General features: G+C 58.9%; 18 protein-coding genes. 9 read left to right on the plus strand and 9 right to left on the minus strand.

All coding sequences use genetic code 11. The annotated features are described in order from the left end of the window. Nucleotides 1-3: 3 nt before the first annotated feature. Nucleotides 4-336 (minus strand): hypothetical protein, encoded by a 333-nt coding sequence (locus AC3RLQ_RS29725; RefSeq protein WP_493032440.1) that lies wholly within the window; start codon nt 334-336, stop codon nt 4-6. A gap of 111 nt (nt 337-447) precedes the next feature. Between AC3RLQ_RS29725 and AC3RLQ_RS29730 the strand changes: the two genes are divergently transcribed. Both AC3RLQ_RS29730 and AC3RLQ_RS29735 read left to right on the plus strand, forming a co-directional pair. Further along, the gene (locus AC3RLQ_RS29730; protein ID WP_493032442.1) at nt 448-1,257 is read left to right on the plus strand and encodes a ParA family protein; all 810 of its coding nucleotides are present in this window, start codon (nt 448-450) and stop codon (nt 1,255-1,257) included. Beyond that, nucleotides 1,238-2,155, plus strand: coding sequence for a hypothetical protein (locus AC3RLQ_RS29735; protein WP_493032444.1), 918 nt, complete (start codon nt 1,238-1,240; stop codon nt 2,153-2,155). Before AC3RLQ_RS29730 ends, AC3RLQ_RS29735 begins: the two co-directional genes overlap by 20 nt. A 27-nt stretch (nt 2,156-2,182) precedes the next feature. On the opposite strand, the gene AC3RLQ_RS29740 is transcribed toward AC3RLQ_RS29735, so the two are convergent. Beyond that, complete coding sequence (locus AC3RLQ_RS29740) at nt 2,183-4,783, minus strand: protein kinase domain-containing protein (protein WP_493032445.1); 2,601 nt, start codon at nt 4,781-4,783, stop codon at nt 2,183-2,185. A gap of 189 nt (nt 4,784-4,972) precedes the next feature. On the opposite strand from AC3RLQ_RS29740, the gene AC3RLQ_RS29745 reads away from it, so the two are divergent. Both AC3RLQ_RS29745 and rpiB read left to right on the plus strand, forming a co-directional pair. Beyond that, nucleotides 4,973-5,449, plus strand: coding sequence for a low molecular weight protein arginine phosphatase (locus AC3RLQ_RS29745; protein ID WP_493032447.1), 477 nt, complete (start codon nt 4,973-4,975; stop codon nt 5,447-5,449). A 50-nt stretch (nt 5,450-5,499) separates the two neighbouring features. Further along, nucleotides 5,500-7,203, plus strand: coding sequence for a ribose 5-phosphate isomerase B (gene rpiB / locus AC3RLQ_RS29750; RefSeq protein WP_493032449.1), 1,704 nt, complete (start codon nt 5,500-5,502; stop codon nt 7,201-7,203). Nucleotides 7,204-7,307: 104 nt separating this feature from the next. Here rpiB and AC3RLQ_RS29755 read toward each other — a convergent pair whose 3' ends face one another. The 4 genes from AC3RLQ_RS29755 to AC3RLQ_RS29770 all read right to left on the minus strand — a co-directional run bounded on the left by AC3RLQ_RS29755 (nt 7,308) and on the right by AC3RLQ_RS29770 (nt 14,200). After that, nucleotides 7,308-8,192, minus strand: coding sequence for a CvfB family protein (locus AC3RLQ_RS29755; RefSeq protein WP_493032451.1), 885 nt, complete (start codon nt 8,190-8,192; stop codon nt 7,308-7,310). A gap of 39 nt (nt 8,193-8,231) precedes the next feature. Continuing rightward, complete coding sequence (locus AC3RLQ_RS29760) at nt 8,232-9,455, minus strand: outer membrane protein assembly factor BamB family protein (protein ID WP_493032453.1); 1,224 nt, start codon at nt 9,453-9,455, stop codon at nt 8,232-8,234. Between the two features lie 17 nt (nt 9,456-9,472). Further along, complete coding sequence (gene tsaD / locus AC3RLQ_RS29765) at nt 9,473-10,483, minus strand: tRNA (adenosine(37)-N6)-threonylcarbamoyltransferase complex transferase subunit TsaD (protein ID WP_493032455.1); 1,011 nt, start codon at nt 10,481-10,483, stop codon at nt 9,473-9,475. An 894-nt stretch (nt 10,484-11,377) separates the two neighbouring features. Further along, nucleotides 11,378-14,200: a PQQ-dependent sugar dehydrogenase gene (locus AC3RLQ_RS29770; RefSeq protein WP_493032457.1), complete on the minus strand. Its 2,823-nt coding sequence runs from the start codon at nt 14,198-14,200 to the stop codon at nt 11,378-11,380. Between the two features lie 113 nt (nt 14,201-14,313). Between AC3RLQ_RS29770 and AC3RLQ_RS29775 the strand changes: the two genes are divergently transcribed. The 3 genes from AC3RLQ_RS29775 to AC3RLQ_RS29785 all read left to right on the plus strand — a co-directional run bounded on the left by AC3RLQ_RS29775 (nt 14,314) and on the right by AC3RLQ_RS29785 (nt 16,958). Further along, nucleotides 14,314-15,180 carry a hypothetical protein gene (locus AC3RLQ_RS29775; RefSeq protein ID WP_493032459.1) on the plus strand — a complete coding sequence of 289 codons (867 nt, stop codon included), beginning with the start codon at nt 14,314-14,316 and terminating at the stop codon, nt 15,178-15,180. 87 nt (nt 15,181-15,267) lie between these two features. Next, nucleotides 15,268-16,269, plus strand: coding sequence for a sugar phosphate isomerase/epimerase family protein (locus tag AC3RLQ_RS29780; RefSeq protein ID WP_422316413.1), 1,002 nt, complete (start codon nt 15,268-15,270; stop codon nt 16,267-16,269). A 248-nt stretch (nt 16,270-16,517) separates the two neighbouring features. Further along, nucleotides 16,518-16,958, plus strand: coding sequence for a hypothetical protein (locus AC3RLQ_RS29785; RefSeq protein ID WP_493032462.1), 441 nt, complete (start codon nt 16,518-16,520; stop codon nt 16,956-16,958). Between the two features lie 16 nt (nt 16,959-16,974). Here the strand turns inward: AC3RLQ_RS29785 and AC3RLQ_RS29790 are convergent, their stop codons facing one another. Both AC3RLQ_RS29790 and AC3RLQ_RS29795 read right to left on the minus strand, forming a co-directional pair. After that, nucleotides 16,975-18,327, minus strand: coding sequence for a neutral/alkaline non-lysosomal ceramidase N-terminal domain-containing protein (locus AC3RLQ_RS29790; RefSeq protein ID WP_493032464.1), 1,353 nt, complete (start codon nt 18,325-18,327; stop codon nt 16,975-16,977). A gap of 5 nt (nt 18,328-18,332) precedes the next feature. Beyond that, nucleotides 18,333-19,553, minus strand: coding sequence for a PQQ-binding-like beta-propeller repeat protein (locus AC3RLQ_RS29795; RefSeq protein WP_493032466.1), 1,221 nt, complete (start codon nt 19,551-19,553; stop codon nt 18,333-18,335). Nucleotides 19,554-19,719: 166 nt separating this feature from the next. Here AC3RLQ_RS29795 and AC3RLQ_RS29800 point away from each other — a divergent pair, with 166 nt between their 5' ends. Then, on the plus strand, nt 19,720-22,089 hold the full coding sequence (locus tag AC3RLQ_RS29800) for a Tex family protein (protein WP_493032468.1): 2,370 nt from the start codon (nt 19,720-19,722) through the stop codon (nt 22,087-22,089). A gap of 53 nt (nt 22,090-22,142) precedes the next feature. Next, complete coding sequence (locus tag AC3RLQ_RS29805) at nt 22,143-22,718, plus strand: hypothetical protein (protein WP_493032470.1); 576 nt, start codon at nt 22,143-22,145, stop codon at nt 22,716-22,718. A gap of 90 nt (nt 22,719-22,808) precedes the next feature. Here AC3RLQ_RS29805 and AC3RLQ_RS29810 read toward each other — a convergent pair whose 3' ends face one another. Further along, the gene (locus tag AC3RLQ_RS29810) at nt 22,809-23,093 is read right to left on the minus strand and encodes a hypothetical protein (RefSeq protein WP_422315021.1); all 285 of its coding nucleotides are present in this window, start codon (nt 23,091-23,093) and stop codon (nt 22,809-22,811) included. Nucleotides 23,094-23,104: the final 11 nt, after the last annotated feature.

Raw genomic sequence — 23,104 nt, forward strand, 5'->3', positions numbered from 1 at the left:
GGCTTACTTGGGTTGCGCGGCTTTGAATGCTTCAGCGGCCGGCTTGAGCTTGGCGAACTCGGTTTCAATGGCGGAGAGCTTGCGCGTCCTGGGGCCATTGACAAATTCCAACGGACGCAGCTGGTTCTCTTTGATCTGGCCCTGTTCGAGAAGATGCGTCAACCCCTCCCTGCCACCGAGTGCGGCGATGTCTTTATCGTACTGCTGGGTGGCTGATTCGTCCTTTTTAAGTGTGGCGTCCAGTGCGGCGATTTCACGCTTGAGCTCCGTGTGGCGTTCACAGGACAGGCTCGTCAAGCAGAGCGCCAGACAGGAAAAGCATAGAGGCGGTTTCATGTGAGGGGGCAGGAGATGATCCCCGCCAGCGGGAGACTCGCGGGATTTAATCTTGAATGGTCTGCCGCGCAACTTCCTTGCCATTCGGCAAACCCATCCTAGCATCGACGTGTGATAGCGATTGCAACAGCGAGTCAGAAAGGCGGCGTGGGTAAAACCACGTTATGCATCAACCTCGCCTACTCTCTGGCGCGGCGTGGCTGGCGCGTGCTGTTGATCGACACGGATCCGCAGGGCGGAGTGGGCTTGTCGCTGGCGAAGAGCACCAAGGCGCGTGAGGGCTTTCATGAGTTTCTCGTTCGAGGCGGGGATTTGAACAAAATGGTGGTGCCAACGCGGCTCCCAGAGCTGGAGATCGTACCCGCCGGGCAGTATGACACCTGCTCACGGCAGGGCTGGTCGGCTCATGAGGTGCCGGCTCGTCTGGCCGATTTGCTGCGGGGAGCCGAACTGAGAGGGGTCGATGTCGTCCTGATGGATACAGCGGCCGGGATGAGCAGCACGACGGAAGCCGTGGTGAAGGCCTGTGATTTTGTGGTGCTGCCCCAGCAGGCCGAGCCACTGGCGATCCGCAGCGTGCCGCATTTGCTCGAGACTCTGGCGCGTTTTCGTGCAGAGGGGGCTGGTGTGCGTGTTGCGGGCATTTTGCTGACGATGGTGATGCGGGAAAATGAGATGAGCCTGAAGGTTGCGCGTGAGCTGCGCGAAATGCTGCCTGCAAACCTGATGTTTCAGCAGAGCATTCCGCGCCTGTCCTCGTTTCTCGAAGCGAGTGCTCTGGGGGTGCCGGTGGCGCTAACAAAGCGCAACCCGCCGCCCGAAGCGTTGATTTTTGACCAGATCGCAGCCGAGCTGGAGCAGCGGATTGGATTGACCCACGAACGTGAAAGGGAGCATGGCCATGCAAGTCTCATGGATTGATGCCGAGCGGATCAAGGCGCTGGTGGCGCAGATCGCACCTCAGGAGGCAGGCGTGGAAGAAACGTCAGGCTTGATTGAGATAGATACGACTCCAGAATCCTTGCCTGGGAATGCAGCCGAGGCCTGGGGATTTGCCATGGACTGGCAGGAACCGTCCGTGAGGCCAGAGCCTGCTGTAGTAGATGCTGAAACATTGGCTTACGAACCAGAGCCACCGCCAGTGATGGAAGATGAAACGGATGATGACGAGCACGGTCTGTCCATTCCCAACCCCGCTGCCGCGCTGCCCCTGAGTCGAATCCGTGACAAACTGCGTGCGATTCGCCAGCGTGCGACCGACGCGGGCATCCTCACCCGCATGAGCGAGAGTGTGGCAGTGGAGCCACCTGCCAAGGAAAGAATCTCAGTGTTTGCTCCTCTTCATGATGGAAGTGGCGCCCCCGAGGAGGCCGAATTCTGCAATGAAGAAGACACAGATGATGCTGTGCCAGAATTCACGGCCGTTTCTCCTCAGACAGCCGCTTTTAAAATTCCGCAAGGCTCGCGTGAAGTGCGACTGGCTGCATTTGCCGGCTGGGCGCGGCAGGTTCTGCATGATGGGGGCGGACAGCTTCTTGTGATGAGTGATGACGGTGAAGTCCTGTGGGGTGGGGAGGCGAAAGCCGGGCTGGTGCTTTCCACCATGATGGCATGCGGAGCGGCGATCCGTGCGAGCGCGATGTCCGCCTGTGAAACGCCTCCTGTGATTCACCAGCCGCTGGCATCTGGGAAAGTGCTCACTGTGATCCCGTGTGAAACGTCCGCCGGGATTGTGCATGCCGCAGTGGCTGCTCCTGCTGGGCTGAGTCATGAACAGGCACACCTCCTGCGCGGAGCCTTGCGTGATGTGATGAACTGAGAGGAGCCGCCCTTAAAGGGCGATTGGCTACTTCTTAAACAGAACCAGTTCGTTGATGCCCCAGTAGCTGCTTGCTGTGCCCAGCTGAGTGATGCGAACAAAACGCGCTTTCTGCGGTGTCTTGAAAACGATCTCGGTCACAACACTCCCATCTCCCTGGGCATCTGTGGGATTCCACTGCGTGCCGTTGGACGACACTTCGATTTTATACTTGCGCGGGTAGTCCTGATAGCTGGCCTGGCTGTCGAGGGCCAAGCCGGCAATGTTTTCCTCGGTTGGGAGTTCAACGGTGAACCACTCGCCGCCCTTCATGGGAACTCCCGTGGCCCAACGAGACCCTGTATTGTTGTCCACAGCCTTTGCGCAGTCTTCTTTTTTGAGGCTGGCGTTTAGCTTCCAGGCACTGCGCGGCTCGATCCAGGCAAGCTTCGTTCTCAGCCGGGTGTTGAGAGGCGCAGGGGCTGCGGGCTGGAAGTACCAATCACGCACCCGGCCATCGATGAGCTGGGTCTGGTCAGGCTTCAAGATGATGGAGTAAACGAATAATTCCGCCAGATAGCCGCTGAATTGATCCTGTGGGCTGACGCTTCCACCACTGCTGTCCTGGCCACGGCCGATCAGCAGCCAGTTGAGGGGCTTGGAAGGAGCGGTGGACTTGCCGCCGGAAGAGGTGAAGGCCTTGCCATCGGCATCGCGTGCACGGAGTTCCACGAGGCCCGTGCTGGCGTTCCAGCTCACAAAGGCGAGGCAGGCCAGCGTGCCGTTCACATCCTTCGAGGTCAGCGTAGGGCTGCCGCCTGCATTTTTAACTTCTACCACGAGATTCTTCTTCTCGTCCACCAGCAAAGACACCGTGGTGCCGTCGTCATTGCCGAGGGTGAAAACACGCGTGGGGAGCTTGGTCGCATCGGCCTGAAACGCGATGACGACGGTGAGGCCTTTATCGTTGGGGACTCCAACATCCTTGCTTCCGAAGGGCATGTTCTGTGTCTCAGAGCCCGTATCATCAAGCTCCAGGATGCAGGGCTTGCCATTGCGGGAATGGAAATCGAGCACGACCCGCCCCGGCTTCGGGGTGCCGCCCTTGGCGGCTTCCGGCCAGTTGACGCGCTTGGGCGCGTAGTCTGGACTCTTCTGATAGCTGCGCAAAATGTTGTCGCCACCCCTCTCAGAAAGGTCATGCCACTCGATGACCGGCTCGTTTGGGTTGGCTTGGGCGGGTTTGCCGTCGGCTCCTTTGCGGTTGGTCAGGTTGGCGGTGTTGCCCACATAGAAGAGTGCGATGCCACGGTCCACAGGCGGAAACGGTCGGTCCTGTGGGAGTTGGTAGCTGACCTTGGGCGGATTGGACGAGATGCCAATGGCTGAGAGCGCCGAATTGCTGGAAGATGAAGCGCCGGGTTTTTTACCGAAGAAAAAGCAGCCGCCGATGCCCAGCACGATGATGCCTCCGCCGATAATGGCGATCTGTTTAATCAGCTTCGCGTTTGTCTGAATGAATGAAGCCGGGGTGGATGAAGAGCGGATCGCCGATGGCGGGCGCTGCATCGCAGTCGTGTGCCCGGTGCCGGGCCTGCGTGGCGCTGGGGCCAGGGGCGTCGTGAGTGCGGCGACCTCGACAACAGGCTGCGCCTCGGGAATGACTTCCACGGCCACAGGCTCAGCATAGACGGGCTGCGCTTCGGGGGGAGGATAATAACCCGTCAGCGGCACCGTGCCTGTTCCCGGAGGCATGCCCGGTGGCATATAAACGGGCGGCGGTGCGTACATGCCCATCCAAGGGCCGTAGGGCACCATGGTGGGCATTTTTTCCCAAGCACGGAATTCTTCGATGGCCTGCTGCGCGTTGGCCGGGCGGTCATCAGGCTTTTGGGCCATGAGGCGCGCGCACCAAGCTCCCAGCCACTGCGGTACATGCGGAGCGATTTCATGCAGCGGCACCAGCACATGGTCGATGTGCTTGTCGATGACCTCGGCCATCGAAGCTCCATCGAACGCCTTTCTGCCGGAGAGAGCTTCATAGAAAACACAGCCCAGTGAATAGAGATCGGTGCGCTCATCCACGGGTTCACGTGTGAGCTGCTCGGGAGCCATGTAGTAAATGGATCCCATCACCGTGCCTTCCTGGTCTTCCGTCTGCTTGCGGGCGCGCAGCCCTGCACGTGCGAGACCGAAGTCGATGATCTTCGCCTGCATACGGCCACCGGGAAGACGCTCCACCTTGATGTTCTCCGGTTTGATGTCCCGATGCAGGATGTGGTGCTGATGCGCCGCGAGCAGTCCTTCAAGCGTCTGCGAGGCCAGTTCTTTAAAATCATCGTAGGGCAGCGGGCCACGGGCGACGACATCTGCGAGGTCTTCACCCTGCAGCAGTTCCATCACGATGAACAATCCTTCGTCATCGCTAGCCACATCGAAGATGGTCACGATGTTCGGATTGCGCAGGGAGGCGAGTGCATCGGCCTCACGTCGCAGCTCGGAAGCGACGCCTTTGTCGACGTCGGCTTCGTTGGCGGTCAGCAGTCGTTTGACGGCGACCCAGCGCTTCAACTGGCTGTCATAAGCGCGGAAGACGGCTCCAACGCCGCCCATGCCGAGCTTTTCATATATTTTATATCGTTCCGCCATCCGATGTTTAAGCGCTTGAAAATAAGAGGAACAGAAGCAAAGCCCATGAGCCTCCCCTTTGGCAAGCGGGATATTCCACGAAAATGCTTATGAGCAGAAACTGCTCCGCCTTTGACAAAATGATGGTGTCGCGACACACTGACCTCCCCCGTCTGCTCTGGCGGGATCGAACCAAACCCGCTCAGCATCTTGAAAAACGTTCTTTTTGTCTGCACTGGCAACACCTGCCGCAGCCCGATGGCGGAAGCGCTTTTCCGTGATCTGGTCAGGGAACGCACTGACTATCAGGTCTCCAGCGCAGGTGTGGCTGCGGCACCCGGCATGCCTGCCAGCAAACACACGGCGGCTCTGCTGAAGGAACGCGGTCTCGATCTGGCCAGTTTTCAGAGCCGCATGCTTGATCAGAAGACCTTGGAGCAGGCCACGCACGTATTTGCCATGTCCTCGCATCACATGGCGGCCATCGTGGATGAGTTTCCCGCGCAGGCCGACAAAGTTTATCTTGTCTCTGAATTTGCCGCCGAAGACGCTCTGCGCGGCAGGGACGTTTCCGACCCCTTTGGACAGGGGCGTTCAGCGTATGAAGAGACGCTGCGCAGCCTGGAAAAAATACTGCCCAGCCTGATTGCTTACATCGACCAGACCTGGAAGCAAAATGATGGATGACAGCAGCCATCGCCCACCCATCTTCGACCCTCACCCCAACGCGAAAAAAAATGACCAGCAATCCCAACGGCAGCCCTCCCCATAAACTCGCCATCGCCGCCGACCATGGCGGAGTGGAATTGAAAAATGCCGTCGTCGCACACCTGCAATCCGCCGGCTATGGCGTGGAGGATCTGGGAGTGAATTCACACGATTCCGTCGATTATCCTGATTACGCCGAAGTGGTCGCTGACAAGGTGTTGTCTGGCGAGGCTGACGCGGGCATTTTGGTGTGCACCACGGGCATCGGCATGTGCATCGCTGCAAACCGTCATGTGGGCATTCAGGCCTCGCTGGTCAGCGATGTTCAGACCGCCGCCATCACGCGCGAGCACAACAACTCCAACGTGCTGTGCCTTTCCGGTAAAAACACCCCTCCAGCCACCGCGAACGAGATCGTGGATGCATGGCTGAAAACACCCTTTGCTGGTGGCCGTCATGGCCGCCGGGTGGACAAGATGAACGCACAGCCGCACCCGCTCGATATTTTGGAAGCGAATGATCCCGCCGTTGCCGACATCATTCGTGGCGAGCAGCACCGTCAGCAGGATCACATCGAGCTCATCGCGAGTGAAAACTTCACCAGCAAGTCGGTCATGGCCGCTCAGGGCAGCTGCCTCACGAACAAGTATGCCGAAGGCTATCCCGGCAAGCGCTGGTACGGCGGTTGCGAGGAAGTCGACAAGGTCGAGCAGCTTGCCATCGATCGCGCGTGCGAGCTGTTTGGCGCCAAATTCGCCAATGTGCAGCCGCACTCCGGTTCGCAGGCCAATGCAGCGGTCTATTTCAGCGTCCTTCAGCCTGGCGACAAGGTGTTGGGTATGAACCTTGCCCACGGTGGTCACCTCACTCACGGTAATCCGGCCAACTTCTCGGGCCGCTTCTACAATTTCTGTCAGTACGGAGTGAACCAGGAAAACGAACTCATCGACTACGACGAGCTCGCCGAAGTTGCCCTGCGGGAGCAGCCCAAAATGATCACCGCCGGTGCCAGTGCTTACCCGCGCATCATTGACTTCAAAAAGATGAGCGAGATCGCCAAGAGCGTGGGCGCTTATCTGTTCGTGGACATGGCCCACATCGCCGGTCTCGTGGCCGGTGGCGCCCATCCCTCCCCGATGGAGTATGCAGATTTCGTCACCACCACCACGCACAAGAGCCTCCGTGGCCCGCGCGGCGGCATGATCCTCACCAATCGTGAGGACCTCTTCAAAAAGATCCAGAGTCAGGTCTTCCCCGGTGTCCAGGGCGGTCCCCTCATGCACGTCATCGCCGCCAAGGCCGTCTGCTTTGGCGAATGCCTCAAACCCGGCTTTAAAGACTACTCTGCGCAGGTTGTTAAAAACGCCCAAGCCCTCGCTGCCGCCCTCACCGCGCTCGGTTACCGCATCGTCAGCGGTGGCACGGACAACCACCTCATGCTCGTCGATCTCCGCCCGAAAGGCCTTAATGGCAAGGTCGCCAGCGAGACACTCGACAAGGCTGCGATCACCGTGAACAAAAACGGCATTCCTTTCGACACCGAGAAGATCACCCTCGGAGGCGGTATCCGTGTCGGCACTCCTGCCGTCACCACGCGCGGCATGAAGGAAGCTGAGATGAAACAGATCGCCGCTTGGATCGACCGTGCGCTCACGAATCGTGACGACGAAGCCGCTCTGGCTCAAATCCGCAAGGAAGTCAGCGAGACGAACCAGCGCTTCCCGCTGCCTTGAGCTGTGGATGAGTGAGTTATTTGGGAGGGAGCGCCTGGCAACGGGCGCTCCTTTTTTATTCGCCGGTGGTCGACAGTGCGCCGAATAAGGCTCAGCAGGCCGTCTTAGCCCTTTTTGACTGAAGGCTTCCAGTCACCTTCTTTTGGCTCACGAACGTCGAGGGATGCGATACCCGGACGGGTGAACTCGATACGGCGCTGTTTGTAGAGCGAGCCGAGTGCCTGCTTGAAGGCTTTTTTGCTGGCTTCGAAGTGGCTGCGAATAGCCTCGGGATGGCTGTCGTCGTCAAAGTCCAGCTTGCCGCCGTTGTTCTTGAGTGCTTCGAGAATGCGGTCCGTCAGTGATGCAACGCGCTGATAGCCTGAGGCATCGAGGCTGAGATCCATCTTGCCGCTGGGATGCACCGCGCTGACGAAGCCGTTGATTCGTTGTCCGACCTGCAGTGGTGCGCCGATATTGGTGTGATACAGCAGTCCGACATGTGTTCCCGCCACAATGGCATTGTAGCCCAGCGGCGTGCGGGCGGTGATGAGCAAAGGCACAGGCTGCGCCGGCTTGAACGGCGGGCGCTCGCGGCTCAGGTGCCGGTTCAGGCGTGTGGTGGCGATGATGCGGTCCGTTTTCTCATCCAGCATGATGTAGGCCACGACCTTGTCTCCCACGTAAACCTGATCCGCCTGTTCACGAAAGGGCAGCAGCAGATCTTTGAGAAGGCCCCAGTTCAAAAAGGCGCCGATGTTGCGGTTCACGCTCACCACTTCCAGCGTGGCAAATTCGCCCACCATGGCAAAAGGCACCTCCGTGGTGGCCACGAGGCGGTCCTCGGAATCACGGTAAATGAAAACGTCCAGGGCATCGCCAAGGCTGGTGCCCTTGGGGATGTAACGGTTCGGCAGCAAAATCTCACCGTGATCACCCCCGTCCAGATAAATGCCGTGCGGCGTACTGTGGAGGACGATGAGGGAGTTGCGTTTGCCGATTTGAGCCATGCAGCGCAGACTAGACGCGCCTGCGGATCAATCCAGCGCCTACTTCACCTTCAGCACGACCAGTTTCTCCGCATCCCGGGCGTAAAGCTGGCCATTTGAGAAGGCATCATGGCTGCGATGTCCCGCACGGGTGATCTGGCTGCGTTGCAGGAGATTGAATTTCTTCGGATCGGCGGTGAAGATCCACAGTTCGCCAGCTTCACTGTGCAGGAGGATTTTGTCTCCCACCAGAATCAGGGTGCCGCCCTGAAGGCGATCCGGAGCTTCCCAGGCGATCTTGCCATCGGCCACGGAGATGCAGCGCAGAGTCATGCCGCTCTCTTGTCGGCCATGCAGGCCATAGACGTACCCGGCGTGGTAAACTGGCGTGGTGTAGTGGCAGTCCAGGGTGTCGGCTTTTTTCCACACATTGGTCAGTTTGCGGTCAGCCTTGTTCCACTGCCACAGGCCAGCACCCACGTCATACGCGGCGGTGAAAAGCAGCCTGCCATCCCCGCAGGGCACAGGAGAAGCCGCATTGACTGAGGCATCGATCTGGGCGCGGAAGTAGTCATCTGCCAGCACCTTGCCATCGCTGATTTGCGTGAGAAGGACACCGCGTCGGGTGAAAAAGGCGCTTACGCCCTGATCTCCGGGGATCAGCAGGGGGGAGGAATAACTCGCTTCATCTTCCGTGGCCTGCCAGGCGAGTTTTCCCGTGGCAAGATCCAGCGCGATGATGCCCGCCCCGCCCTTTGCGTTCTTGCCACCCACATTGAGCAGCACTTTGCCATCCGTGACGAGAGGTGAGCAGGCGCGGCCAAAGTACCCCTGGGGTGATTCAAGCTCCGCGACGGTGTCATAACTCCAGATCAGCTCGCCTGTCTTGAAATCGAGCGCCTGGACCATGCCTTCGGGGCCATGGGTGATGACTTTGCCTGCAGCGATGCACGGCACGGCGCGGGGGCCGTTGTCGAAGCCAAAGCTGTCGCGGTAGGCAGTAGGGCAGGCGTGTTTCCAGAGGGATTTGCCATCCGCAGCCGCCAGCGCCTCGGTGATGATCTCGCCGCCTTGGCGGTGCGTCATGATCACGCAGTTGTCACAAACCACGGCTCCGGCATGACCGCTGCCCAGCATGCGCTTCCAGACAATCTCGGGTTCAGTGCTGCCAACGATCGCGGTTTCGTCAGTGGCGGTGCAGTTGCGCTGCGGGCCGAGAAACTGCGGCCAGTCGCCTGCCTGGAGGCTGGTGAATGCGCAGAGGAAAAGAAAGGTCGGGCGCATGAACATGGGGAGGGTGATTAGCTGACAAGGGAGAGATTGGGATCCACATCCGCCTCCAAAGGAGAAGTGTGGCCGATGCTGAAACGTTGCGCAGCGGCGAATGCAATCATGCCCGCATTGTCGGTGCAAAGATCCGGCCTTGCGAGCAGCAGTTGCAGGCCTGCTTTGGCGCAACGTGCGGTGAGCGCCGCGCGCAGGCCGCGGTTGCAGCTGACCCCGCCGCTCACGGTGACGAGAGTCTCCCCGCATTGCTTGGCCGCGAGCACCAGTTTTTCGACCAGCACCTCGATGATCGCCGCCTGCACACTGGCGCTGAGGTCGGCCAGCACCTGTTCGCTCTTCAGGTCGACTCGTGGCAGTTCATACAGCACGGCGGTCTTCAAGCCGCTGAAACTGAACTCCAGGCTGCGGCCATCCAGGAAGCTCCGTGGAAAGGCGAAGGCGGTTGGATCGCCACGTGTGGCCAGCTTGTCGATTTCCGGCCCGCCGGGGTAGGGAAGGCCGATCATCTTCGCCACCTTGTCAAAGGCCTCGCCTGCGGCGTCGTCACGCGTGCGACCCAGCAGTTCATAGCTGCCCACGCCGCGCATCCGAACCAGCATTGTGTGTCCGCCGCTGACGATGAGCGCCACACAGGGGCGCACCGGGCCGTTGCCATTCATAAAGGGGGAGAGCAGGTGGCCCTCCATGTGATTCACGGCCAGGAAAGGCTTGTTTTCAGAGATGGCCAGCGCCTTGGCCATGGACGTTCCAATGAGCAGCGAACTCACCAATCCCGGACCGCTGGTGGCTGCAAAAGCTGACATGTCACCGAGCGTTTTTCCGGCGTCAGCCAGGACCTGCTGAACCAGCGGCCGCACGTGGAGGATGTGATTGCGTGAGGCCACCTCCGGCACGACTCCGCCATACTGGCGGTGAATTTCAATCTGTGAGGCGATCCTGCCGGCAATCAGCTCGCCGTCCAGGGTACAGATGGCCGCAGCAGTCTCATCGCAGGAGGATTCAAGGGCGAGCAGGCAGTCTGGCATGGCAGTCCATCAATGAAGTATAAACAGGTCTCCGGCATCTGGAATTCGGCACTGGAAGAGTAAAAAAGAAGCCGCCGTCCCCCGGTTGGGTGGGGAACGGCGGCGCAATGTGACAGTTGCCTGTCAGATTAGAGCTTGTGACCGTCTTTGCAGTCGGCCTTCGCTTTGGCGTCGCACTTCGCACATGCCGTCTTAGCTGGAACAGGATGCATGAAGCATCACGGACGCAGCGACAGAACAGTGGCAAGACGGATCATTAAATGATCACACGTAAGTTTCACAACCAGCCGCACCAGGCGGCCGACTGCTTACTTGCCGCTGTGCATTGGTGGCGGCGGAGGAGGAGGAGCAGGCTGCTGGCAAGCGGAGAGGACGGCGGAAGCCGCGATAAGGGTAAGGATAGCGATTTTCATGTGTGTGGGTGTTAACCTGTTTGTCAAGCTTCCCATCCACCAGACTCCTGGCAGCGGGATTTTTCGAGATTAACGACAACTTCCGTTTTTGCAAACAGCCAAATGCATTCTCTGCGAAAACGCGCAAGGGAGGCATAGGAAAGGGGATACTTGGGACTATCATAATGTTAGGCTGTGTTTTGATGAGAATCACCCATAGGGCCCGTTCTCTCCCAAGCCGTAGGCCATGCCCAAGACTTCACCGTCATCTTCCGAGAAAAAGATGCGCAGAGGTCTGCAGCAAACCTCACAGTCATAGTCCACATCGCATGGCACCTCGTTATAGGATGGGGTAGAAACCTCAAATTCCTGAAAACAGCTCGGGCAGGTGACTGGGGTGGTATGCATCAATGATATTTGAACGCATCATCCTCGTCCGGTGTATGCAGTTTCTTGTGGGTTAGAGCGGGGGGAATGGGCGTGTCGCAAAGGGGGTATGTGCCTATCTCAAGCCCGCCAAGAACGCCATGAGGTCTGCGGCTTCCTGCTCAGTCATGCTTTGCAGCAGCCCTTCGGGCATCAGGGACACCGGCTGCGGCTGCTGACTTTTGATTTGGTCACGTTGGATCGTTTGCGGCTGTCCGGTGGGGAGCTTGAGAGTGATCGTCCTTTCATCGGAATGGGTGACGAAACCACTTTGCACGCTGCCATCCTTCAATGTGACGAGCCAGGTCTCGTAACCCTTGGCGATGTTTTTTGAGGGCTTATGCAGACTTTCGAGGATTTGTTCACGCGTCAGTCGCGCCCCCGCTTTGCTCAGATCCGGGCCGAAATCGCGGCCGATGCCGTTGACGATGTGGCAGGCCAGGCAGGTGGCCAGCTTGCCGCTCATGCTGACGAGTCCACCGCCGCGCTTCGCATCGCCGTTTTTGGAGAGGAGCTTCTTGGTGTCAAAGTTCACGCCGAGCGTCTTCACCCGCTGCTCGGGCGGTAGGAAGCGCTCGAACAAGGCGGTGATGTTCGGATCGCCGCTGGCCATGGCAGCTTTGATGGCGGCTTCACGAGCTTGAGGGGGCAGCACATCGTTGTTGATCGCCATCATCAAATGAGACGGAGTCGGGAACCAGCGCATGGGATCCGCACCTCCGACTTGTTTGTCTGCCTCAAGCAGAGCAACAGCGCCTTCAAAGTTCAAGCGGCTCTTGCGGTCATACTCAACGGTGTAGCTCAGCTCAGGCGTATTTTGGGTGGGGAGATCACTGATCCAGTCCCACAGCAGTCGAACACCTGCCGGATCAGGATCACGCGCGCCAATCATCGGCATGTGGCCGCTTCCAGTGCTGGCCATACGATGAAACAGAATGCTTCGTTGCGGGGCCAAGGGATGGACGACGGCAGGGTCCTTAATGCCCAGATCACCTCGTGTGGGCTTTTCATAGATCATCATCGTTTCAGCCGTGGGCAGATCGAAGTTCACCATCAACGGCACGCTGCCGCCGCCGTGGCGGCGATGGCAATGGGCGCAGTTTGCATGCAGCCAGGAGCGGGCGCGGGTTTCGAGAGTTGCTGTTTTATCCCCACTGGAAACGAGATGCGTGGGCAACCGTTCAAGGAATGGGCCATTGAACAAAGCTGATGCTTCGGCTGTTTTTTTGCCGCCAATGCTGACAAGCTGATCTGGCTGAAATCCAAGAGCGAAACCGCTCCAGTTGTTGTGGCAGCGGGCGCATTCGGCGCGGCCATGAATGCGCCAGGGCTGCTTTTGCACAGTGAAATCGGCACCATCGGCCTCGACAAGCTCAGCATCCGTGCCTTGGACATTCCAGCGGTAGGAATAGCCGTTCCAGGTCTCACTGTCGAAATGGAGCACCTGGGTTTCGATGCGCTGCTGGGTGGCGGGCCAGGTGATGGTGCGGGCGAGCACGGACTCGGCGGGCCACTCCACTTTGAAATTCGGCTTGGCGGGATTGCCGCTGCGAGTTGTCGTGATGCTTTTGCCTTCGGGCAGAGCTACAAAGCGGGTGGCAGTGGCACCGTCTTGCCACATCGGTTCGGCAATCTCAAAGGTCAGCACGCCTGCGGCGGGTGTTTGCGCAGCGGTGTCCTTGAACAAGCCCGTGTCACTGAGCTTGCGTGGAAACTGGCTCGGTTTGCCGACGGCAGGATTCGGCGTCAGGCGGTAGATTCGTGTGCTGTTTTCCCAGTTCATCCAGTACACCTCACCATCCTCGCTTTGGCCAAAGGTCACGATCTTGTGCGGGGTGTCGGCGATTTCCTCACGGCGTGTGACTTGTTTGCCATCATGCCATAGCGCCCAGATCTTGCCGGTTTCATAGTCGCCGTAAATGTAGGCATCACGCAGTTCCGGAAACCGGGTGCCGTGATAGACATAGCCGCCGGTGATGCTCGCGGCCTCGGTGTGCGGGTGCGCGGCCACGGGCGGGATGATGGGCTCGGGTCGCTGGGTTTCGGGCTTGATCGGCTGGCTTGCTTCATACGCACTCCAGCCATGATTGCCGCCGCGCTGCACCAGATGAATCATTTCCCACAGCTCCCAGCCGACATCGCCGCACCATAGGCGGCCTTGGGCATCAAAGCTGATCTTCCAGGGATTGCGAAAGCCGAAGGCCCAGATTTCCGGCATGGCTTTGGGTGTTTTTAAGAAGGGATTGTCGGCTGGAATGGCGTAGGCCTTGCCATTTTCCTGATGATCCACGTCGATGCGCAGGATGGAGGACAGCAGATCGCTGATGTCCTGCCCGGTGTTCAGAGGGTCAGGCGGGGAGGGGACTTCAGCGTCGCCGGTGGAGATGTAGAGCATGCCGTCTGGGCCGAACTGCAGCGAGGCTCCGTTGTGACCGCCGCTGCGCCAGGTGAGCAGCACGGTTTCCGATTTGGGATCGAGCACCGGCGGCTCCTGCTGCGTGAGTTTGAAGCGCGAGAGCTTCGTGCCATCAGCTACTTTGTCGCCATAGGCATAGCAGAGGAAGACATAGCCGTTCTCCTTCCACTGTGGATGAAACGCGATGCCATAGGCGTATTGCAGCGTCGGATGCTCCGGCTTGAGATCGATGAGCAGGTCTTTGGCGCTGGCGTCCGGTGCATCCTTAAAGCTCCAGATTTTGCCGCCCTTTTCGACGGTGACAAAGCGCTGCGCACCGGGTACGGCGATCATCTCCAAGGCATCCTGAAGCTGGATGGAGGCAAAAGTCTGCTCAGCGATGAAGGGTTTTGGTGCTTCAGGTGAACCATGGACGTGTGATGTGGTCCATTGCGCATGAATCACGGCGGTGAAGGCGAGGCAGAGGAAAAACACACGGTGCATCTCTGCATCATGGAATGAAGAGGGGGCATTCGCCAAGCATGAAATGAGCGTGCTCTGCCGGGGTCGGCACTTGCGGCTTGTGCTGGCACGCATGTCTTTGGTAGTCTCGCTGCATGCATTCCCCGCTGTGTTTCCTGCTGTTTTTGCTCATCTCCGTTCATCTGAACGCCGCTGACACTTCGGCAGGACCTGTGGACTTGGGAGCCCCCTCTTCGCTCCGCACCGGCACACTGCTGCGGGAAAAGCGCGAAGTGCGCGTGCAGGAAGGCAAAGGACGCATGCAGAAGTCCAGTTCCGCCAATGATTTCTCCTGCCGCTTCGTTCAGCGGGTCAACCTCGTCCGGCGTCTGCTGGGAACTGACGCCGAGGAGGTGCAGGTGCGCGAGATGGTCTGCGAACTGGTCAATTACAACGGCCCCGCCCCGCAGCCTGCCGAACAGGCCGGGCCCTTGGTGGGCAAAACCCTCCGTCTTCGCAAATCAGCAGATGGAAAATGGAAATGCGCCCTGGTCGGAGGGAAGCCCACGGCCGAGCAGCAGAAGTTCCTCAATGATCTGGCATTCACCAGACTTTTGTTGGAAATCCCGGAGGCGTGCCTTCTCAATCAGACGCGCAAAGCCGGCGAGACGTGGAAAGTCAGCATCAATGAATCCAGTGGCAAGGATTACGGCGCGGTGGTCGCCAAAGACATCGAATGCACACTGGCCGCCTTGGAGGAGCGCCCCGACGGGAAGCAGGCCACCGTGCACATCGTGGGCAGTTTCACCATGGAGCGGCCCATGAATTACCTCAGCCGCATGGAGGTCGCTTTCGACATCACCCTCGTCCGCCGCCTCTCCGACATGCTGGATGTGAGCAACAAAATATCCGGCAGCCTCAAGAATATCGCCCAAGTCAACGACGCAGAAGGCAAGCCGGCGCAGCTCACCCTTGAGCTCCCCTACACCCTCGTCCGCACCCAGGCGGTCGAGCGCAAATAGCCGCCCCTCGCAAAAAATCGTCATTCACATTCGACTTTCACGAATCTTTCTCCTTCTTCCCCGCCTCAACTCAACCACACACCTGACATGCCACGCCCAGTCACTCTCTTCACCGGCCAGTGGGCCGATCTTTCCTGCGATACCATGATCCAGAAGGCCAAGGCTTTCGGTTATGACGGTGTCGAACTCGCCTGCTGGGGCGACCACTTCGAAGTGGACAAGGCCGATCAGGCCTACTGCGATGCCAAGCGCGCCAAACTGAAGGCCGCAGGTATGCAATGCCACGCCATCTCCACCCACCTCGTCGGTCAGGCCGTGTGCGACAACATCGACCCCCGCCACGCCCAGATTCTTCCCGGCCATATTTATGGCGACGGCAATCCTGAAGGCGTCCGCCAGCGCGCTGCTGAAGAGCTCATCAAGACCGCACACGCTGCCAAGCGTTTTGGCGTCAGCGTCGTCAACGGCTTCACCGGCAGCAGCATCTGGCACCTTGTTTACTCTTTCCCGCCGAATCTCCCCGGCCAGATCGACGCCGGTTACAAGGACTTCGCCAAGCGCTTCACCCCGATCTTCGATGAGTATCAGAAGCTTGGCATCCGCTACGCCCTCGAAGTGCATCCTACCGAAATCGCCTTCGACATCGCCAGCGCCGAGCGCGCGCTGCAGGCCGTCGATTACCACCCCGCCTTCGGCTTCAATTACGACCCCAGCCACTTTGGCTATCAGGGCGTCGATTATGTGAAGTTCCTCTACAAGTTCAGCGACCGCATTTTCCACGTGCACATGAAGGACGTCGCCTGGGGCATTGGTGACGGCACCGCCGGCGTCTTCGGCGGCCACGTCGATTTCCACAAGCCGAGCCGCTACTGGGACTTCAAGTCCGTGGGCCGTGGCAACATCAACTTTGAGCGCATCATCCGCGCCCTCAACGACATCGATTACGGTGGACCGCTGAGCGTCGAGTGGGAAGACGGCGCGATGGACCGCGAGTTCGGCGCCGCCGAATCCGCCGCTTTCGTGAAGAAGATCGACTTCCCGCCTTCGAAGATCATCTTCGACGCGCAGTTCGCTGAGAACAGCAAGTGACCTGATGTCGGGCTTTCTTGGTCCGACGACTGAAGTCATTCCTCAAGATCTACAGGCCGGGAGTAGTTCCCGGCCTGTTTTTTTGTGGCGAGGCGCCATCATACCTGCCGCTACAAGCTGGGTCATGCCCATGCCTATTCATCTGCTTCAGCGGAAAAGTCGGTAACCATCAAATCCAAATGTCGTTAGTAAGCAGTTGAGCTGCTGGCTCAGTCGGGCCGCAGTTGCATGTGAATCCAACCACTCCCATGAAAACAAAACTGATCACTACCGCTATCGCCGTGCTCTTCTCGTCCACAATCCTTGCGGAGGAGTCACCCAAAGTTCCTGGCTCGGCCGAGCCGGATGCGAAAGTCCTCACAAAGCTCACCGAAATTGTCCAAATTCGAGAGCAGCTCGTTGAAATCGAACAGGCTCTTCACCAGTCGGGCCGGGCTTCCGCAGAGAATGGATCGGGGGTGGAATTGGCCGAGGTTGAACTGGCGGAAGCAAAGGTCGATCTCGCTCGTGAAAAGGGGCAGCGGGATGCCCTGATTGCCGCACTTCAGGATCTGGTGGTTGCTAACGAGCGCAGGGTGGAGTGGGCCAAAAGGATGAAAGAACTCGCCCGCGTTTCTGACGTCGAGATCAAGCGGGCACAAGCAGAACTGCTGAAGGCGCAGGTCCGTTTGTTGCGAGCGCAAAAGTGAACCTGGCCCGGGTGTTTCACTCCACTGCTTTCCGCAGTTCCATCACCGTGTTGACAATATTCTCTTCAGTCTTGTCGCTCCACCGTGTGGGATGCGATCCGTAGATCATGGCTCCCCCGCCTTCGTAGCCACCTTCCTGCCAGATACGGAGGCTGGGGATGTAGGCCATGACGTCGTTGGTGTAGCCGCTGACCCAGACGATGGGATCTTTGACGTCCTGTTTGAGGCGGAGTGAGTAATCCACGACGACTTCACCGCCGAGCGTGACCCACGTAAGTTCGTTGCCAATGCGAAGCACCTGTACGGGATAGGGATAGGTCGGGGACAGCGGGCCTTCGTCGGCGATGCGCTGGAGCACGCGGGTGGCATGCGTGACCTGCCATGTGTTCGTGGATTTCTGCTCTTCGAGAAGCTGTTCCTTGGTGGGCAGCTTGTCATAGGCCAGCGGGATCTCACGATACGCGGCGCGGATGGGGCCCTTGAGTCGCTGCATGTGGGTGTCCAGCGCGGCCTGCACGGATGTGGCGAGCGATTTGCCATGCGTTTGCGCGAGTTCCATGGTCTTGCGCGGATAGGGGTTCTGATCGCCGCTGCAACCGTTCGCAAACATCGCCACCGCATCGGGGTGCGCCTTTTCAAGTTCCTGCTGTGCGTAGCCCGCGTAGTCGCCGCTGAATTTTTGATGACCAAGCGTGGTGCAGTGGCAGGAGTAGCCAAAGATGATCGCGATGTCCTTGCCATCAGCACTGCTGGCTTTGAGCACGGGCACCGTTTGATCCACCGGGCCGTTTGGATTCGGGAAATTGTTCCAGCCGCCTTTGCCGTCCGGCGTGCGGCGGTTCATGGAGACTCCACAGCGTGCCGTGCTGTAATCCAGATGCGCCGGAACCGATTTTTGCAGCGCTTCACCGACGAGTTTGACCAAGGTGTTCTCCAATTGTGTCGTGTATTCAGCCGCTTCTTTCTCACGCAGCGCCAGATCATCCGCGCCATGAATCTTGCTCGTGCGCAGTTCCGGCCCGCTGTGCGTGTGAGAGGCGTTGATGGCGAGGTTTGCCGGTTCGATGCCGTGTTCTTTTTTCACCCGCTCTGCCACAGCGAGGCGCAGATTCCTCGGCACGCCGATCAAATCCATTGTGATCAGCGCAAACCGTCCACCTGTCTGATCTGTGAGCACGAATGCTTTCGCGAACAAATCCAGCTCCACACCTTCAGAAGGTTTGGTGCGCGCTGCATAACCCGCCATCCACATCGGTTTATCCGGAGTGATCTTGGCTGATGCCGCACCTGCTTTCCATGCAGGCTGTTCTGTCACAGGAGCGGCGGCGATGGAGAAAACACAGAGAAGCAGGGGCAGCCAGAGTTTCATACTCACTACCAAAGCCGCCAGGCTGACAATTCTTTATCGCTGCGCGCAAATACCCTGTTTCCCGCGAATGCCGGATGCGCCCAGGTTTTGCCGATGATCTGCCAGCGGGCCAGTTCCTCGCGCTTGTCGGGCTTAAGTGTGACATAGATGAGTTCACCGTTGGCATTGAGCAAGGCGGCGAGGTTGGTCGATTCCTGCATCCACACGAGGCTCATCTGCGGATTGCTCTCCTTCGGTGTGAGCGAGTTGTCATCGCTCCAGAGAATTTTGCCGGTCTTGAGCTCGAAGGCCTGAAGGCCGCGAGTCTTGTCGAGCATGTAAACGACGCCGTCTTTATACAATGGAGCCGACATGAGGCCGCAGATCTCGGTTTGATTTTCCCACAGCAGCTCGGGAGTCTTTTCGAGTTGAAGTGCCTTCGCGCCATGCCAGTAGTCCGAGACGAGAAGAATGCCATCACGATAAAGCGGTTGCGCGATGCTGACGCCATACGTGATCTTGTATGGAAAAAGCCAGTTCACCCGACCGCTGTCTGGATCAAGGCTCTGCACATGCTCCGGTCCCCACGCGATGAGCTGACGTGTGCCCGCATGCGAGATGATCTCCGGTGTGCAATAACCCGCTGGATCTGGGCCGCCCCGCCAGACTTCGTTGCCGGATGTTTTGTCCAAGGCAATGACCGAGCCAGCCTTCGCTCCGACATGCAGCAGTACTCGATCCCCATCGATCACGGGCGATGCAGCAAAACCCCACTTCGGAATCTCCGCCCCGAAGGTTTTGACCATGTCCACCTGCCACATCACCTGGCCCTTCACAGCATCAAGACACAATGCCACGCCCGTCGCACCCAAGGCGTAGGCCTTGCCATCAGTAATATTAACCGATGAACGCGGCCCGGTGCCATATTCCATGCTGCCGTAGCTGATCTCCCAAGTGTGCTGCCAAACATCTCTGCCACTCTCGGCGTCGAAACACAGAATGCGTTCGATCTCTTTGGGGGTCTTGATCCGGTCCATCACATACACCCGTCCGTTGCTTGCGGTGACGCCGCCGAACCCGGCGCTGATCTCTTTTTTCCAAAGTCTCTCGGGCTCTTTCCTGGCAAAGTCCGCCGGGATGTCCTTCGGATTCCACCCTCCATCCGCATTCGCTCCACGCCAGCGCGGCCAGTCCTCAGCGGCAGTTGCAAGTTGTGAAAGCAGAAAAGCCACAAAAAATTTCTTCATGCAGCTTCAATACGAAGCCGTGTTGGAAATTTCGCAACACGATGTCAAGCCATGGCTCCGACAAAAGTTTTTCACATGTGATCTTGAATGGTTGCTGCCCGTGATCGTCTCGCTAACTCCACTGATCCCAACCGGATTTTTATCCTTCACTTTTCCCTTTCCAACCATGTCTGCTGCTAACGAACTCAACATCAATGTCACCCACGTCGAACGTGTCGCCAAGGAGCTGGGCCTGCGGGCCATCCAGGTCGGCGCGACGGCCAAACTCTTTGCCGATGGCGCCACCGTGCCCTTCATCGCCCGTTACCGAAAGGAGGCCACCGGGTCTCTGGATGAAGTGCAGATCCAGAACATCCAGGAGCGCATGACTCAGCTCGTGGCGCTGGACGACCGCCGCACCGCGATTGTGAAATCGCTCGAAGAGCGCAAGCTGATGACCGACGTGCTGCGCGCGAAGATCGAGAAGGCAGAAACGATGAATGCACTGGAGGACATCTTTGCGCCGTTCCGTCCGAAGCGCCGCACACGCGCCACGATCGCCAAAGAAAAAGGTCTGGAGCCGCTGGCGGACTTTATTGAGGCCAATCTCATGACCCATGGCGTGGATCTGAATGGCGAGGTGGTGAAGTATGTGAACCCGGACCACGAAAACGAAGAGCTGCGCGTCAAGGATGCCAACGACGCTCTGAGTGGTGCACGCGACATCATCGCGGAGCGCATCAGCGATCATGCGGACGCACGTGCCACCTTGCGTAAATTTTTCGCGGAGCAGTCCACGGTCGTTTCCAAGGTCATGTTCGGAAAAGAAAAGGACGAAGAGGCGCAGAAGTTCCGCGACTACTTCGACTGGAGTGAGCCGCTGAAAGCCATCCCGTCTCACCGCATGCTCGCCATTCGTCGTGGGGAAAAAGAAGGCTACCTGCTCATGCGCATTCAGCCTGCAGAAGACACCGCGATCAAGATGATCGAAAACCTGTTCGTCAAAGGCGGCAATGCCTGCTCTGACCAGATGAAGCTGGCATGCGCCGACAGCTACAAGCGCCTGCTGAGCTCCAGCATGGAGACCGAAGCTCGTCTCGAATCAAAGAAGAAAGCAGATACAGAGGCCGTGCGCGTGTTTGCAGACAATCTGCGCGAACTGCTGCTGGCGGCGCCGCTGGGACAGAAGCGTGTTCTCGGCATCGACCCAGGCTTCCGCACGGGCTGCAAAGTCGTCGTGCTCGATGCTCAGGGCCAGCTTCTCTACAACGATGTGATCTACCTGCTCGGCGAGGGCAGCGGATTGCTGCATGCGAAGAACCTGGTGCTCAATCTGGTGGATCGTTACAAGATCCAGGCCATTGCCATCGGCAATGGCACCGCCAGCCGTGAGACGGAAATGTTCGTGAAGAAGATCGGCGTGCCGGCATCAATCCCGGTGATCATGGTGAACGAGAGCGGCGCCTCCATCTACAGCGCCAGCGAAGTCGCGCGTGAGGAGTTCCCCAATCATGACGTCACGGTGCGTGGTTCCGTTTCCATCGCCCGCCGTCTCATGGACCCGCTGGCGGAACTGGTGAAGCTGGATCCAAAATCCATCGGCGTGGGCCAGTATCAGCACGATGTGGATCAGAACCAGCTCAAGACCAGCCTCGATCATGTGGTCATCAGCGCGGTGAACGGCGTCGGTGTGGAGCTGAACACTGCCAGCAAGCAACTGCTCAGCTATGTTTCCGGTTTGAACAGCGCGCATGCGGCCAACATCGTGGCCTTCCGCAACGAGAACGGCCCATTCAAGAGCCGCAAAGATCTCATGAAGGTGCCAAGACTGGGCGACAAGGCCTTTGAACAGGCGGCGGGCTTCCTGCGCATCCGCGATGCGGTGCATCCGCTGGATGCCAGCGCGGTGCATCCAGAGCGCTACCCTCTCGTCGAAAAAATGGCGGCTGACATTGGCTGCACGGTGCCGGAACTCATGCAGCGTGCGGACCTGCGCCAGAAGATCGATCTCAAGAAGTATGTGAGCCAGGACGTGGGTCTGCCGACATTGCAGGACATCATGAACGAGCTCGCCAAGCCAGGCCGCGATCCGCGCAAGCAGTTCGAAGTCTTCAGCTTCGCCGACGGCGTGAACGACATGAAGGATCTCACCGTGGGCATGAAGCTGCCGGGCATCGTGACGAACGTGACCGCCTTTGGCGCCTTCGTGGACATTGGCGTGCATCAGGACGGCCTCGTGCATGTGAGCCAGCTCAGTGACAACTTTGTGCGTGATGCAGCGGAAGTCGTGAAGGTCGCGCAGCGCGTGCAGGTGACGGTCACGGAAGTGGACATCCCGCGCAAGCGCATCGCTCTGAGCATGAAATCGAAGCCTGACTTTGAGAAGAAACAAGGCGCGGCAGGGCCACGCCCGGCGGGTGGGCCTGCCGGCGGTCAGCGCAGCTTTTCCAGCGGCGGTGGTGGCCAGCGCAGCTCCGGCGGCGGCATGGGCAATCCCTTTGGCGGCGGTGGTGGTGGCGACTGGTTCACTGCGGCTGCAGCAAAGGGGAAGAAGTAGTTTCGGCCGACTGCATTCTTGCCAGTCCGTGATCTTCCCATACGATTCAGCTTATGAAATCAGCCCATCTCCTCACACTGGCTCTGCCGCTGCTTCTCACGCAATGCGTGGATCCTTATCAAGGTCCGAACGGTGCTGATCCCTATGCGAATCCGTACCGTCAGGACATGCGGGATCAGGGTTCGCAGATGAACAGCATGGCGTTTGAGCGTGGTCAGCAGGACGGGCAGATGGACGCCCAGCAGGGCCAGAGCCAGAACTACCAGCGCTATCCATCACGTTATGACCGCAATACCGAGATGGCTTACCGCGATGCTTACAATCAAAGCTACGGACTGACGATGAACAGCCGCCGAGAAGTCGGGGGCTATCCGAATCAGGGCATGGCCCAGCCACCGGTGCAAAATGTGCCGCAGCAGCAGGCACCGCGTGATCCTACCTACAACCAAGGTTACGACTATGGTCTGCGTGACCGCACCGGTGGGCGGGTGGCCGATCCGTCGGCGCAGGTAGGGCGCTATGATCCGCGCTATCGCTCCAGCTTTGAACGCGGCTATTACGACGGCTACAATTCAAATTCCTCCAACGGCGCAAATTCAGGCGCAGGTGGGAATTTGTGGTTCCGCTAAGCGGGGCCGGAAGCGCATCAGCACAAAAAAACACCGTCACGGCAGGCCATGACGGTGGTCTTGTTTTGAAATGACTGCGCGGCGAACCGGTTATTCCTGGGCAGCAGCTTCAGGAGCAGCGGTCTCAGCAACTTCAACGGCCGGAGCTGCGACTTCAAGGGCTGGAGTGGCTTCGGCGGCGACTTCAGCAGCCTTGGGCTTGGTGGTGGCCTTCTTGACGGCAGCTTTCTTGGCTGGAGCCTTCTTGGCGGTTTTGGCTTCGGATTTAACGGCGCGTGCTTTGCGGGAGACGCCGGCCTTGGCCAGAGCTTTCTTGCGGGCAAGATAGAGCTTACGGCGGCGGCGTTTGATGACTTTGTTCAGTTGTTGACCCATGATGGATGATC

Source organism: Prosthecobacter sp. GW821-HT29F12 (genome assembly GCF_058803405.1).